The following is a 14,386-nucleotide window of genomic DNA, read 5'->3' as shown; positions in this document are numbered from 1 at the left end:
CGCGGGACAGCCGAGGCCGCGCACGCCGGGCCTTGTGGCCGGATGACGTGGTTGTCCTCGAACCCTTCTGGGAAGCGGCCGGCGAGACTTCAAACGCGATCAAGCGCCGAACCGGGCCGGAAGCTAGGACGACTCCGCTCCGCCCGTCAAGGACTAGTACGGGTTCCTAAACCAAACACTAAATATGGGGGAAAGTGGGGGATAACAGGCCATTTGCCGGTATCGTGATGGCCGTAACTATCGGCGAGTCCTTGCGGATTCGAAACTGAAAAAATTTGCCGGCGATGTCATCCACAGGGCTTCGCCCCGCTGTTCACAGGGCAGGAATTTATTCGTCTGCGAACGATGTGTTCCGGTTGCATCGGCGCGACTCACGGCCACTTACGGGCTGGTGCGGGGCAGGCATGCCCCACAATCCCTGGTGTGGCCGGGAAAACGCCGGCAAGCTGCAAATCCTGCAGACCGCGCCGGTGATTCCATGACAGACACGCCGAAGGCCAGCGGGCGGATCACGCCCGCCGGGCTGATGTTTCTTGCCGTGACCTCGCTCGGCTGGGGCTTCAACTGGCCCGTCACCAAGCATCTGGTCGGCGTGCTGCCACCGCTGACGCTGCGCGGCAGCACCGGCGTGGTCGGCGCGGCGCTGCTGGCGCTGCTCGCGATCCTCAGGAGCCAGAGCTTGGCCGTGCCGCGCGAGGTCTGGCCGCGGCTGATCATCGCCGGGCTGCTCAATGTCACGGTGTGGATGGTGCTGATGGGGCTGGCGCTGCTGTGGCTGCCGGCCGGCGAGGCGGCGCTGATCGCCTATACGATGCCGGTCTGGGCGTCGATCCTGGCCTGGCCGATCCTCGGCGAGCGGCCGACCTGGCTGCGCGTGCTCGCGCTGCTGCTGGCCTTCGCCGGGCTCGCCGCGCTGATGGGCGGCAACGGCCTGGCGGCCAGCCGCGACAAACTGCCGGGCATCCTGATGGTGCTCGGCGGCGCCTTCGGCTTCGCGCTCGGCGCGGTGCTGGCGAAGAAGCTGCCGATCCGGCTGCCGCCGCTGTCGGCGGCGGCCTGGCAGATCGGCATCGGCTGCGTGCCGATCGTGCTGGTGGGCGTCGTCATCGAACAGTCCGACTGGAGCAGGCTCGACCAGCTCGACTGGGCGCTGATGTTCTACTCGACGGTGATCCAGTTCTGCGTCGCCTATGTCACATGGTTCGCGGCGCTGGCGCGGCTGCCGGCCTCGGTGGCGGCGATCGGCACCATGGCCGTCCCGGTGATCGGCGTGGTCGCCTCGGCGATCGCGCTCCGCGAGCCGCTGGGGGCCGGGCAGCTGGCCGCGCTGGCGCTCACGCTGGCCGCAGTGGCGCTGGCGACGCGGGGCTGAGCGCCCGCCGCACCATCTGCGCGAGCTCGGCGCGGCGATACGGCTTGGTCAGCAGCAGTGCCTCCGAGAGCAACTGGCCGTGCTCGAGGATCGCATTGTCGGTATAGCCGGACGTATAGAGCACGCGGACCGATGGGCGCTTGGCCTGCACCGCCTCCGCCAATTGCCGGCCGCTCACGCCACCGGGCATGATGACATCGGTGAACAGCAGCTCGAACGGCTGGTCGCCATCGACGATCGCCAGCGCCTCGCGGCCGCGCGCGGCCGACAGCGTGGTGTAGCCGAGGCTCTGCAGCTGGGCCAGCACGAAGCTGCGCACCAGCGGGTCATCCTCGACGACGAGGATCGTCTCATGGCCGGTCGGCAGCGCGATGTCCGGCTCGGCGGCGACCTGCTCCGCCGCCTGCGCCGGCGGCAGATACAGCCGGATCGTGGTGCCGCGATGCTCCTCGCTGTAGATCTTGACGTGCCCGCCTGATTGCTTGGCGAAGCCGTAGACCATGCTGAGCCCCAGGCCGGAGCCCTTGCCGGCCTCCTTGGTGGTGAAGAACGGCTCGAAAGCGCGGTTCTGCACCTCCTGCGGCATGCCGCTGCCGGTGTCGCTGACGGCGACCATGATGTAGCGGCCCGGCACCACGCCGGGATTGGCGGCAGCATAGGTCGCATCGAGCGCGGCACTCTGCGTCTCCAGCAGCAGCTTGCCGCCATCGGCCATCGCGTCGCGGGCATTGATCGCCATGTTGACCAGCGAATTGGCGAGCTGCGCCGAATCGACATGGGCGACCAGCTCCTCCTCGGCGAGAATCGCCTTGATCTCGATCTGCTCGCCCAGCGTCGGCCGGAGCAGCTTGGCGATGTCCTGCACGGTCGCATTGACGTCGATGTCGCGCGGCCGCAGCGGCTGCTTGCGCGCGAAGGCCAGCAGATGGCGGATCAGCTCGGTGCAGCGGTCGGCGGCCCTGCTGATCAACGCCGCCAGCTCGGCGGCCGCCGGGCGATCCTGCACCGTGTCGATCAGCACCTCGATCGACCCGGTGATGATGGTCAGCATGTTGTTGAAGTCGTGCGCGACGCCGCCGGTGAGCTTGCCGATCGCATCGAGCTTCTGCGCCTGCTGCAGCAGTCGCTCGGTTTCATGCACTTCGGTGACGTCGTGATACACCAGCACGGCACCGCTGATCGCGCCCGCAGAATTGCGCAACGGCCGCCCGCTCACCATCAGCCGCGCCTGTGCACGACCATCGGCCGGCTTCACCACCACCTCGCGGCGATCGAATGACAGGCCGCGCAGGGCGGTCGCGATCGGCAAGTCGTCGTCCGGGATCGGTGTGATGCCGTCGTTCTCGAAGAACCGGTTCTCGACCACCATCTGGGCGAATGTCCGGCCTGTTTGCGTTCCGAGAAAATCGCCGACGGCCGGGTTCGACAACACGATGGTGCCGTCCGGATCCACCACCAGCACGCCTTCCGCCATGCTGTTGAAGGTGTTCTCCAGGATCGCCGAGGATCGCCGCAGCTCGTCATAGGCGACAGCGAGTTCGCCACGTTGCTGCAGGGCCTGGGCCTCGAGCGACATTGCTGTGGCCTGCGACCGGCTGAGCGACGAGCGCAGCGTTCGATCCGACATGTAGGCGCGCCGAATGAGGTAGGCTGCGATCAGCAGCAGCACCCCGACCCCTGTCAGGTCGATCATCAGCAGCCACGCGCCGGTGCGCTGCGAGGTTTCCGTGCGCGCCGCGAGCAGCCGCCGCTCCTCCGCATTGAAGGCGTCCAGCGTTGCGGTGATCGTCGCCATCGCCGCGCGTCCGGGTCCACCCGCGAGCAGGTTGTCGAGCGCTGCCTGATTGTTCGCGGCCCGAAGCTGGATGAGCCTGCCCGACAAATCGAGGCGGCGCTTCACCACCTCGTCGATGGATGTCAATCGGGTGACCTGGGCCGCGTTGTCGTTCACCGCGTGGAGCAGATCCGCGAGCGCCGCGGGAACCCGTTGTCGCGCATCCTGGAACTCGGCCACGAAACGATCGTCAGCGGTGAGCGCGAAGGCCCGCGAGGCGCTCTCGACCTGGCGCAGCAACAGCCGCAGATCGGACGATTTTTGCAGCACTTCCATGGTGTGATCGACCAGGGCTGCGTCATCGCGCGACTTCAGGTCGAGGGCCACGGAGGCGGATCCCACCGCAAGCAAGGTTCCCAAGCCCAGGCCGATCGCCACGCGCCGGCGTATCATGGCAAGAGCTCTTCAGCGCGCTGCGCGTGGGATCGATCAAGCATTGTTGTGATGGAGGGCTCGCCGCCTCTGCGCAGCTAATAAGGCTATTAGGAATGACGATTCCTAAGCAATATATGGCGCTCTGCCAATTCTTCTTTGCGGTTCCATGCCGATTATCCAGAGCCGGCGCCGATCTGGCGCGACGTCAATTCGCAGCGTGCTGGCCGGGCATCAGCCGGCGAGAGCGCCGCCGACGGCGGCGGGCGGTCCGGCATCCGCGCCCGACAGCAGCGCCAGGCGGACCATCTGCGCGAGCTCGGATTTGCGATAGGGCTTGGTGAGAAGCAGCGCGTCCTGATCGAGGCCGCCATGCTCGATCATGGCGTTATCCGTGTAGCCCGACGTGTAGAGAACCTTCATGCCGGGACGTTGCCGCAGCGTCTCCTCGGCGAGCTCCTTGCCGTTGACGCCACCGGGCATGATGACGTCGGTGAAGAGAAGGTCGAAGGTCTGCCCGGCCTCGATCTTCGCCAGGGCTTCGACTCCGGTAGATGCCGTGATGGTCCGGTAGCCCAGGCTCTGCAGTTGCGCCACCACGAAATCCTGCACCAGCGGATCGTCCTCGACGATGAAAATCGTTTCGGTGCCGCGGGGCGGCGGCGGATCAGGCGCCGTCGGGGCTGCGGGTTGCCCCTTGGGTGCGGGAATATAGAGCCGGATCGTGGTGCCCTTGCCTTCCTCGCTATAGATCTTGATGTGCCCACCGGATTGCTTGACGAAGCCATAGACCATGCTGAGCCCGAGGCCTGAGCCCTTGCCGGCCTCCTTGGTCGTGAAGAACGGCTCGAACGCGCGATCTCGGACCTCTGTCGACATGCCGGTGCCGGTATCGCTGACGGCGACCATGACATAGGCGCCGGGCTCCACGCCGGCATTGGCGGCGGCATAGGCGGCGTCGAGCACGACCCGGCGCGATTCCAGCAGCAGCTTGCCGCCATTGGGCATCGCATCGCGGGCGTTGATGGCCATGTTGACGAGTGAGTTGGCAAGCTGCGCCGAGTCGATATGAGCGATCAGCTCTTCCTCATCGAGGATCGAGTTGATTTCGATCTGCTCACCGAGGGTCGGTCGCAGCAGCTTGGCGATGTCGAGGATCGTGCTGTTCACGTCGCTGTCGCGCGGATGCAGCGGCTGCTTGCGTGCGAAGGCGAGGAGATGCCGGATCAGCTCGGTGCAACGGTCTGCGGCTTGGCCGATCAGGGCTGCGGTGGCGGCGGCAGCTGGGCGGTCTTGAACCTCTTCGGCGAGGGTTTCGATCGTGCCGGTGATGATCGTGAGCATGTTGTTGAAATCATGCGCGACACCGCCCGTGAGCTTGCCGATCGCGTCGAGCTTCTGCGCCTGATACAGCAATCGCTCGGTCTCATGCGCCATCGTGATGTCGTGATAGACCATCGCCGCCCCGGTGATGGCGCCGGCGGCGTCACGCAACGGCCGGCCGCTCACCATCAACCGCAAGAACTCGTCGCGCTCTTGCAGATGGACGATCAGTTCGCGACGGTCAAATGCCTCGCCGCGCAGGGCGCGCGGCGTCGGCAGGTCATGACCTGCGATTTGCGTCACGCCGTCGCTTTCATAGACGCGAAGCCGGGCTCGAACTTCGGACAGCTTCCTGCCGGGACGGTAGCCGAGCAGACGCTCCACGGCGGGGTTCGAGAATACGACCGTGTCGGCGGAATCGATCACCAGCACGCCCTCGGCCATGCTGTTGAAGGTGCTTTGCAGGATCTCGGCGGAATGGCGCAGCTTCTCATGCGCCGCCATCAGATCGCGGTGCTGTTCTTCGGCCTTCTCGGCCAGCGAGACGGCTTCGGCCTCGGAACGGAGCAGGGAGGCGCGGAGCGTGCGGTCGTCCTGATAGGTGCGTCGGATGAGGTATCCAGCGATGAGCAGGAGCACCGCAAGCCCGCACAGGTCGATCGCCAGCAGCAGGGAGCCGGTCGCTTTGGAGGTCGCCGTCCGCTGCGCCAGGAGCTGACGCTGTTCGGCAACGAAGCGATCGAGATTGGCCGTGATCCTGGCCATGATGGCCGGGCCTTCGGCGCGACTGCCAAGCGCGTCGAGCCCGGAGCGATCCGATGCCGCGCGCAGACGGATCAATTCGGCGGCGAGATCAATCCTCCGGTCGATCAGCGCGGCCGTCTCGGCAAACAGGTTCCTCGCGGAGGGACTGTCCGCCGCGCTTCGCTGCAGATCGGACAAAGCCGTGGGAATTTGGGCCCTGACGTCGTTGAACTCGGTGTTGAACTGCTCCGCGCCGGTGAGCCCGAAGCCGCGTGAGGACGCCTCCACCTCGCGCAGGAGCAACCGCAGATCGGATGCCTTCTGCAGAACGTTGAGCGATGAATCGACCCAGGCTGCGTCATGGCGCGACTTGATGTCGAGCGCCGTCGATGCCGCTCCGATCGCAAGCAGAGTTCCCAGCCCGAGCCCCAATGCGAGGCGATGGCCGATCATCCGGTGCGCCCGGTCAGCGACATATCAACCCGGAGGGTGGTCGAATGCCACTGGCGCCTCTTCCGGGCAGCAGGGTGGAGTTGATGTTCGATGCAGCGATGACGTCTTGGCAAGGTGCGCCTCCTTGATGGAAAGTCCGGGCGCGTTCGACGGCGATAGGCGCAAACGCTGAATCGCCGCGGGTGAGAAGGCGCGGGACGGCAGAAACAGTCTGTGCATCGGCAGCAGAGCGATACCCTTGCGAGCAGCCCATTCCCTGAGGAAAGAAGAATCAAGGCCGAATTGGATATTGGACCTGTTCGCTGAATTCATCTGCACGCCGGACGGCACAATGTGGAAATTTCGTTCAAAATCAATCTGCGACGTGGCGGCCTGGACACACAACGCGCAATGATGAGGCACGAGCAACTATGAGGCACTCTACACGCGACAAGGCGGCGGGTGATCACCCCGCCGCCTTGTTAGAGCAGTGCCGTCATTGCCGGACGCTTACGGACAGGGATGACGCAGACCGTCATAGCCCAGATAGGTGCCCGACGCAGGATCGTAGGATCGATAGCGCCGCGCGCAGTAGCTGGGGTCGACGCCTTCCGTCCCGACGACGGCGACAGGCGCAGAGTCGTCATAATAGGAATAGTCGTTGTAGTAGTCCGATCCGTAATAATACGGGTCGTTGTAGTAGGCATAGGAGCCGCCCAGCGCGCCGCCGATGAAGGCGCCCGTTGCTACGCCCGGCCAGAAGCCGCCGCCGCGATGATGCCAGCCACCGCCATGTCCGCCATGCCAGTTGCCTCCGCCGCCATGCCAATTGCCGCCGTTCCAACCGCCACGGCCGCCACCGCCATTGTTGATGGCGACGTTCGCGCCAGCCGCCGGACCACGGCCGGCAAAGACGTTGGCGCCGCCTGCTGCGGCCCGGCCGGCAAAACCGCCGCCGCCCATGCCGCCGGGCCCTGGACCCGCCGAGAAGCCGCGACCGCCACCGCCGATCGCTCCACCACCGCCGCCCATGGCCCCACGGCCGCCACCGCCGCCCATGGCGCCGCCGCCACCACCTCCGCCACCGATGGCTGCGCCGCCGCCCGCACCGCCGGCGTGACCGCCCGGACCTGGGCCTTGCGCAAAGCTCGTGCTTGCTGCCAGCGGCAGGATCAGCGCCACGGCCGCCGCGGCGCTCAATGTCTTCAGGTTCGTCATCGGTGTCGCTCCATCAGGGGAAAAAGATCTAACCGCAGCCGGAGAATGTGGTTCCCCCGGCTGAACCGGCCGGATCGCCGCGGCCGTCAACACTGGACAAGTGGCGGGCGCGGTGGCATCAGAGCCGTGATCTTCACAACACCGGCCCGCGCGCATGAAACAGTTCTTCCTGAAGCTCTTCACGTGGTGGAACGGCCAGACCTTCGGCACGCAGCTGTGGACCTGGCGGTTCGGCGAACTCGTGGGCCAGGACGGGCAGGGGAACCGCTATTACCGAACGGCCGGCGGCAAGATCGATCCGGTCCTGCATTTCGAGCGCCGCTGGGTGATCTATAACGGCCTCGCGGAAGCCAGCCGCATCCCCCCGGAATGGCACGCCTGGATGCACCACATGGTCGACGTGCCGCCCACCGAGGACGGCTACAAGCCGCGCGAGTGGGAGAAGCCGCACCAGCCCAATTTGACCGGCACGCCGCTCGCCTATCGTCCCGCGGGATCGACCCTGGCCAGCGGTCGCCGCCCGAAGGCCACCGGAGACTATCAGCCCTGGACGCCCGGCAGCTGATTCGCTGCAGCCGCTGACCGTGGAATTCGACCCGACCGTCCGGACCTCCGGGCGGTCTTTTCTTGTGGGCAACCTCGAGCGTTCGGCGCTAGCCTGCGGTCCTCGCGAGCCGGCTGGCTGCGCGTTCGGCTGCCTCGACGCGACGCGTCCGGAATGGAGCGATCCGTTCAAGCATCCGTGACAGCACCTCGGGTGGCGCCGTGTCCGGCGAACCAGCCGTGAAGGGCGGCGCTGGATTGTATTCGAGCCGGAGTTGGATGGCTTCGGCCGTCGGCCGGTCGAGCAGTTGCGACACGACCGTCAGCGCGAAATCGATGCCGGCGGTGACGCCGCCGCCGGTGATGCGGTTGCGATCGATGCACACCCGCTCGGTGCTGACCGTGGCTCCGAACAATGCGAGGCACTCGCGCGCGCTCCAATGGGTCGCGGCGCGATAGCCGTCGAGCAGGCCGGCGGCGCCAAGCGCCAGCGAGCCGGTGCATACCGAGGTGATGTAGCTGGCGCCGGCGGCCTGGCGGCGAATGAAGCCGATCACCTCGTCGTCGTTGAGAATGGCGTCCACGCCGAAGCCGCCGGGGATGCAGATGATATCGCTCTGCGGACAGTCCGCGAAGGTCGTCGTCGGCAGCAGCGTGAGCACGGAATCGGTGGGCACTGGCGCGATCGTTTTCCAGGCCAGATGCAGCGTCGCGCCGGGCACGCTGGAGAACACCTGCACGGGACCGGTGAGATCGAGCTGCGTCACATGCGGGAAGAGGACAAAGGCAATGGAAAGCGGTTCGGCCATGGCTGCGCTCGCTGCGATCGGGGTTGACGGTGATCATCCTGCATGATCCGCTCTCTGGCTCATATGCCTAAGTTCCCTCGTTTCCAGACATGGCGGCCGCGGAGCTCCCAGATGATCGGCGTCCTGATCTTTCCGAATTTCCAGTTGCTCGATGCCGCCGGGCCGATCTCGGTGTTCGAGATCGCCGCGCGCTATGCGCGCGTTGTCCCGGCGCTCCGGGTGATGGCGGCGGAGCCGGGGCCGGTGCGCTCCTCGTCGGGCGCCGAGATGCTGGCGCGCAAGTTCGGCCCGGCGTCGGCGCTCTCGACATTGCTGATTGCCGGCGGCGACGGCGTGGAGGCGGCGAGCCGCAGTTCCTGCACGATCAACTTCGTCCGGAAGGTCGCGCAACGCGGCACCCGCATCGCGAGCGTCTGTTCCGGAGCGTTCGTGCTGGCCGAAGCGGGCCTGCTCGACGGCCGGCGCGCCACCACGCATTGGCAGCGAACGCGGCAGTTCCTGCGCAGCTATCCGAATGTAAGGCTGGAGCCGGACAGCATCTATGTTCGCGACGGCCAGGTGTGGAGCTCGGCCGGGATCACGGCGGGCATCGACCTCGCGCTGGCGATGGTGGCCGAGGATCATGGCGAGGAGATCGCCCAGAAGACGGCACGTCAGCTCGTGCTGTATCATCGCCGCAGCGGCGGCCAATCGCAATTCTCCTCGCTGCTCGAACTGAAAGCGCCGAGCGGCCGCTTCGCCGATCTCCTGACCTGGGCACGCGAGCATCTCGATGCGCCCCTGACCGTCGATGATCTCGCCGAGCGTGCCGGCATGAGCACACGGCATTTCACCCGCGCCTTCGTCGCCGAGACCGGCACCACGCCCTCCAAGGCGATCGAACGCCTGCGTCTCGAGGTCGCGCGCGATCGCGTTCAGGCCTCGCACCAGCCGATCGAACGGGTCGCCGAAGCCACGGGCTTTCGCGATCCCGAGCGGATGCGCCGGGCGTTCATTCGCGCTTTCGGCCAGCCGCCGCAGGCGTTGCGGCGGGCGGCGAGGGCGGGATAGTCTTGCGCTGTCGATCGCGGAGATGGCGTGATGGCCGGCAATTCCATGGGGTTTGGGATCATCTTTCCATCCCCTTATGTGATCGAGCTGTCGAAGCTGCGACAGCAGCTCGAGCGGGCGCATCTCGCCTGGGCCATCGAATCGAAGCGGCAGCAGCAGGCGTTCGTGATCGAGAACATCCGCTTCGCGCATGATCCGCGCTGGAACGAGCGTGTCTTCAGCTTGCAGGCGGCGCGTGACGGCAAGACCTGGGTGTGGCGGGCGACCCGTATCGTCCTGACCTGCAGTGGATTGTCGGTCTGAACAGGGGCGTCTGCGGAAGAGATTTGCGGTAGACGATCAGCTCACACAGCTCATTTCCGCGCCGGACTGACCAGGTCCTGATCGCCGTCGACGGTTGACGGCGGCTTGCGCAGCCGTTCGGCGAACGGCCGCAGCAGCTGTGGCGCGAGGTGGATCGGAAACTGACTCATCGCGAAATACAGCCAGGTGGTGCCCGGGATCGCGCCTTCGGTCGCTGCCAGCATCAGCCCCATGTTGCGCAGTGAGACCATCATGCCCAGCGCCATCGCGCGTTCGCGGCCACAGCGGCGGAACAGCAGCATCGTGGTCCCGAGCAGCAGGAAGAACACAGCGAAGGCGAGCGCTGCGAGGCCCAGCATGCGCAACGGAGTTGCGACGAGGTCGGCCAGCACATGGGCCATGATCGCGGACGCGAACACGAACAGGATGCAGATGTTGAAGCCGTCGATCGGCGCGCGATGGCGGCGCACTGCTGCCAAGCCGAAGGCCAGGCGGATGAGCGTGGCGACGACGCCCGCGCCGGCGAGGATGCCGGCGAGCTTCAGCCCAAGCGTTGCGGGTGACAGCGCCAGCGTCTGGCCCAGGAAGACATAGGCGAAGAACGGGGCCGTCAGCGGCACCAGCGCGGTCGAGGTCACCAGCGTGATCAGCACCAGCGTCGCGTCCAGCCCCATCAGGGCGGCGAGCGCGGGCGAGGCCATCATCGGCGAGGCGGTCGCCTGCAGCATCAAGGCGAGATGCAGGTCGGGCGTGCCGGCCTCCACCCCGGTGACGCGCGTGAGCATGCCGACCAGAAGCGGCACGGCGATGGTGGTCCAGGCGGTCGCGGACAGCACCAGCAGCGGCCGGCGCAGATGCGCGCGCAGCATCGCGACGTCGACGCGCATGAAGGAGATGCAGAGCAAGAGGAAGATCGCTTCGGTGACGTAGGGCCGCAGCAGCTCGCCAAGCGGCGGCACCGCGATTGCGGCCAGGAGCACGGCGACGATCGCGCGCGTGCCCTGATTGCCGAGCCAGTTCAGGGCCTGCAGCGGAACAGCGAGTGGCCCGGAATATGGCATCGGATGTCCGACCGATCTGAATCAAAGAACGCGCGAACCATGAAGTGGCCGCGCGCTCCTGCAAAGTCACATCTCTTTACCGATGATGACCGACGACGGCGCCCTGATCGATCGGGCGTAGGCTCTGCGCTATTGCGCCGTCGAGCCGCCCACCACGATCTTTTCGTTGAGCTTGAAATCGACGGTCTGCACCGTCTGGTCGATCTCGGCGCTGGGCATGCCGAGCTGCTGGGCGATCAGCTTCACCAGCAGGTCGACGCGCTCGATGAACGGCGCGCCGGCGGCCACGGCCCGCGCAGCCGAGGACGGCTTCAGCAGGCTCTCGGCCGCCTTGGCGTACTTCTCGAACGGCACCTGGTCGCTCGGATCGGCGCCGAGCTTGCGCGCGATCGCGTCGACATGCTCGTAGATCGCCTTCGAGCGGGCGAGGTCGCCGTGCACGGCATCGCGGATCGCCTGCGGCTCGCCGCGGGTGATGCAGCGGTAGTTGCCGGTCAGCAGCATCGACCATTTCGCCAGCGGAACGAACAGCGAGTCGAACACTTTCAGCTTCACTGGCACGTCATGGCCGTCGAGCGTCACGGCGTCGATATCGCGCTCCAGCTCGCGCAGCAGCGCGGTATGCTTGTCGTCCGCGAAGGCAGCCGCCTTGAAATTGGTCGGCAGGCCGACATGCAGCACGTTGGCAGCTTCCTCCGGCGGGCGGAAGGCCTGCGGATCCGGCGAGCACAAGGTCACGAGGCCCGGCGTGAAGCGCTCCCACACCGCGGCGTTGGTATAGGCCTCGTCGAGATCGCTGTTGGCCAGCGCCGGAATGCGCTTCAGATAGGGCAGCGGCGGCATGTTCATGATCGACAGGCAAGGCAGCTTCGCCTCGGCGATCTTGACCATCAGCATGCGGATCGTGTGGTTGGTGTATTGCGGCTCCTGCATCGCAAGGCCGACGAGGTCGTAGCGCGACAGATCGACTTGATCCGGCGAGGCGGCGTCGAGCTTGCCGGGCAGATCGCGCGAGAAGATCGAGCGATGCGCCGGTTCGTCGCGCAGCTTGATGCGGACCTCGGTACCCTCGCGATTGATCAGCTCGGCGGTCTTCTTGCGGCAGACCAGCGTGACATTGTGGCCGGCCATCAACAGCTTGGTGCCCAGCAGGGAGCCGTAGGAGGCCCCGAGGATCAGAATATTGCGTGCCATACCTTGGTCTCCCCAGAGATTGGTTTTGCGTGCGAGATTTTTTTATTGGCGGCCAGTCGCACCGAAGACTCCGTCGGACGCTCCGAGGAGCGGACGGAGGCGGCAAAGCCTTGCCTCGGCTGCTGGCATACCAGAGCTTCATCACATGGAATGAGCCGTCTGGCAAGTGCAGCGCACCAGAAGCGGGGCGGTGCGGTGGTTCTCCAGGTGGGACTTGGACAGGCGAAGGCCGGTCGCTTCAGCTCAGCGCCATATAACGGCCGGGCTTGTGATTGATCGCGATGATGATGTTCACGATCACGATCCCCAGGATCGACAGCGCCAGCCTGTTCGCCGGGATGACGAAGAACGCGCCGAGCATGATCAGGGTGTCGACCGCGAGCTGGAAATAGCCCGCGCGGATCTTCCAATGCTCCTGCAGATAGAGCGCCAGGATGTTGATGCCGCCGAGGCCGGTGCGATGGCGGAACAGCATGAGCAGCCCGGTCCCGGTGAGGCCTGCCCCGATCACCGTGGCATAGACCGGGTCGATATGGCTGATGTCGATCCAGCCTGTTGTCAGGCGCGAGAACACCGCGACAAGGCCGACGGCGACGAAGGTGCGGATCGTGAACGGCCAGCCCATGCGCTTGATCGCCAGCACATAGAAGGGCAGGTTGAGCAGGAAGAAGCTGATCCCGAACCCGTAGCCGGTGACGTAGCTCAGCAGCAATGACAGGCCGGCGGTGCTGCCCACCAGCAGCACCGTCTTGCTGTAGATCAGCATGCCCAGCGAGACGAACAGCGTGCCCAAGGTCATCGCCATCACGTCTTCGTAGAGCTTGTGACGCTCCTGCACCACCTCAGCCACGCCGTCGGTCCTCTGTCTGCAGCGAGGTCAGAGCGCCTTGAACAGTCCGGCGACGCGCGCCACGTCCGCAAGCTTCAGGCCGGCGATGTTGATCCGGCCGGAGGTCGGCATGTAGACGCCGTGCTTCTCGCGAAGGGCCATGACGTCAGCCGGCGTCACTGGCAGCAACGAGAACATGCCTTCCTGCCGGCCGATGGCCAGGGAGTTCGACCAGCGGTCGCCCAGCGCGTCGGCGAATGCGCGTCGCAGCGTGGCCAGACGTTGCCGCATGGAGTCGAGCTCGCTGCGCCAGTCGTCGTAGAGGTCCGGCGTGCCCAGGATCGTCTTCACGATGGCCGAACCATGGTCCGGCGGCATCGAATAGCTGGTGCGGGCGATGGCGACGAGGTTGGAGCGCGCGGTATCGGCTGCGGCCTGTGCGGCAGCGACGGCGTAGAGCGCGCCGGTGCGCTCACGATAGAGACCGAAGGATTTCGAGCAGGACACCGCGATGAGCGCTTCGGGGATGGCTGCGATCATCGCCCGCAAGCCGGCGACGTCGCCGTCGAAGCCGGCGCCGAAACCCTGATAGGCGGAATCGATCAGCGGCACGAGACCCCGCGCGGCGATCACGGCGGTGACGCGCGCCCAATCCTCGGCGCCGAGCGGGGCCCCTGTCGGATTGTGGCAGGACGCATGCAGCAGGACCGCATCGCCGGGCTCGGCGCGCTGGAGCGCCTCGATCATGCTGTCGAGCTGCAAGCTCTGCGACGGGACGTCGAAATAGGGATAGGTTTCGATCTTGAGCCCGGCGGCGGCGAAAATGCCGGCATGGTTCGGCCAGCTCGGCAGTCCAAGCCAGATCTTGCCGGTGCCGGCCTGGCGGATCAGATCGGCAGCCAGCCGCAATGCGCCGGAGCCGCCGGGGGTCTGCACGCCGGCAGCATGCACCGGCGAGGCGGTGCCGCCGACCATGGTCCAGAGCAGGTCGAGGTAGGTCTGGTCGCCTTCCGGCGCCACATAGGCCTTGCTGCTCTGGCTTTCCCAGATCAGCCGCTCGGCGGCCTTCACGGCGCGGAAGATCGGGGAATGGCCGGCTTCGTCGCGATAGACGCCGACGCCGAGATCGACCTTGTCGGCCCGCGGATCGGCTTTGAAGATGCCGATCAAAGCGAGCAGGGGATCGTCGGGCTGGCGGCTCAGGCGTTCGAACATCGGGGCAATCCTGTCGGAGTAGGGCCCACCGGCCAGCCATGGGCCGTCCTCGCGGGCGACGGGACACTATCTTGGTTGCGGCGCAAT

The 14,386-nt window shown here is 66.3% G+C and carries 12 protein-coding genes; 4 read left to right on the top strand and 8 right to left on the bottom strand.

The genetic code is table 11. The features are described 5' to 3' along the window. Positions 1–478 precede the first annotated feature (478 nt). Positions 479–1,372 (top strand): DMT family transporter, encoded by an 894-nt coding sequence (locus tag BBTA_RS19825; protein WP_012044290.1) that lies wholly within the window; start codon positions 479–481, stop codon positions 1,370–1,372. Here the strand turns inward: BBTA_RS19825 and BBTA_RS19820 are convergent. From BBTA_RS19820 to BBTA_RS19810, 3 genes are all read right to left on the bottom strand, one after another. After that, positions 1,335–3,599 carry a CHASE3 domain-containing protein gene (locus BBTA_RS19820; RefSeq protein WP_012044289.1) on the bottom strand — a complete coding sequence of 755 codons (2,265 nt, stop codon included), beginning with the start codon at positions 3,597–3,599 and terminating at the stop codon, positions 1,335–1,337. The two genes, BBTA_RS19825 and BBTA_RS19820, sit on opposite strands and share 38 nt — an antisense overlap. A 213-nt stretch (positions 3,600–3,812) precedes the next feature. Continuing rightward, positions 3,813–6,098: a CHASE3 domain-containing protein gene (locus BBTA_RS19815; protein WP_012044288.1), complete on the bottom strand. Its 2,286-nt coding sequence runs from the start codon at positions 6,096–6,098 to the stop codon at positions 3,813–3,815. 489 nt (positions 6,099–6,587) lie between these two features. Next, on the bottom strand, positions 6,588–7,295 hold the full coding sequence (locus tag BBTA_RS19810) for a BA14K family protein (RefSeq protein ID WP_012044287.1): 708 nt from the start codon (positions 7,293–7,295) through the stop codon (positions 6,588–6,590). 154 nt (positions 7,296–7,449) lie between these two features. Between BBTA_RS19810 and BBTA_RS19805 the strand changes: the two genes are divergently transcribed. Beyond that, complete coding sequence (locus BBTA_RS19805) at positions 7,450–7,860, top strand: NADH:ubiquinone oxidoreductase subunit NDUFA12 (protein WP_012044286.1); 411 nt, start codon at positions 7,450–7,452, stop codon at positions 7,858–7,860. An 88-nt stretch (positions 7,861–7,948) separates the two neighbouring features. On the opposite strand, the gene BBTA_RS19800 is transcribed toward BBTA_RS19805, so the two are convergent. Further along, positions 7,949–8,647: a DJ-1/PfpI family protein gene (locus BBTA_RS19800; protein ID WP_012044285.1), complete on the bottom strand. Its 699-nt coding sequence runs from the start codon at positions 8,645–8,647 to the stop codon at positions 7,949–7,951. 111 nt (positions 8,648–8,758) lie between these two features. Between BBTA_RS19800 and BBTA_RS19795 the strand changes: the two genes are divergently transcribed. Continuing rightward, positions 8,759–9,697 (top strand): GlxA family transcriptional regulator, encoded by a 939-nt coding sequence (locus BBTA_RS19795; protein WP_012044284.1) that lies wholly within the window; start codon positions 8,759–8,761, stop codon positions 9,695–9,697. A gap of 30 nt (positions 9,698–9,727) precedes the next feature. Beyond that, positions 9,728–10,000, top strand: a complete 273-nt coding sequence (locus BBTA_RS19790; protein ID WP_041750781.1) for a hypothetical protein — start codon at positions 9,728–9,730, stop codon at positions 9,998–10,000. A gap of 50 nt (positions 10,001–10,050) precedes the next feature. Here the strand turns inward: BBTA_RS19790 and BBTA_RS19785 are convergent, their stop codons facing one another. From BBTA_RS19785 to BBTA_RS19770, 4 genes are all read right to left on the bottom strand, one after another. Then, positions 10,051–11,061, bottom strand: coding sequence for a Na+-dependent transporter (locus BBTA_RS19785; protein ID WP_012044282.1), 1,011 nt, complete (start codon positions 11,059–11,061; stop codon positions 10,051–10,053). A 129-nt stretch (positions 11,062–11,190) separates the two neighbouring features. After that, positions 11,191–12,255 carry a ketopantoate reductase family protein gene (locus BBTA_RS19780; protein ID WP_012044281.1) on the bottom strand — a complete coding sequence of 355 codons (1,065 nt, stop codon included), beginning with the start codon at positions 12,253–12,255 and terminating at the stop codon, positions 11,191–11,193. A gap of 238 nt (positions 12,256–12,493) precedes the next feature. Next, positions 12,494–13,105 carry a YitT family protein gene (locus BBTA_RS19775; protein WP_012044280.1) on the bottom strand — a complete coding sequence of 204 codons (612 nt, stop codon included), beginning with the start codon at positions 13,103–13,105 and terminating at the stop codon, positions 12,494–12,496. A 27-nt stretch (positions 13,106–13,132) separates the two neighbouring features. Next, positions 13,133–14,299 (bottom strand): amino acid aminotransferase, encoded by a 1,167-nt coding sequence (locus BBTA_RS19770; protein ID WP_012044279.1) that lies wholly within the window; start codon positions 14,297–14,299, stop codon positions 13,133–13,135. Between the last annotated feature and the right edge of the window lie 87 nt (positions 14,300–14,386).

The organism is Bradyrhizobium sp. BTAi1 (assembly GCF_000015165.1).
GTDB classification, from domain to species: Bacteria; Pseudomonadota; Alphaproteobacteria; order Rhizobiales; family Xanthobacteraceae; genus Bradyrhizobium; species Bradyrhizobium denitrificans.
Note: the sequence above shows the minus strand (reverse complement) of the source record. Positions and strands in the feature narration are given on the sequence as shown.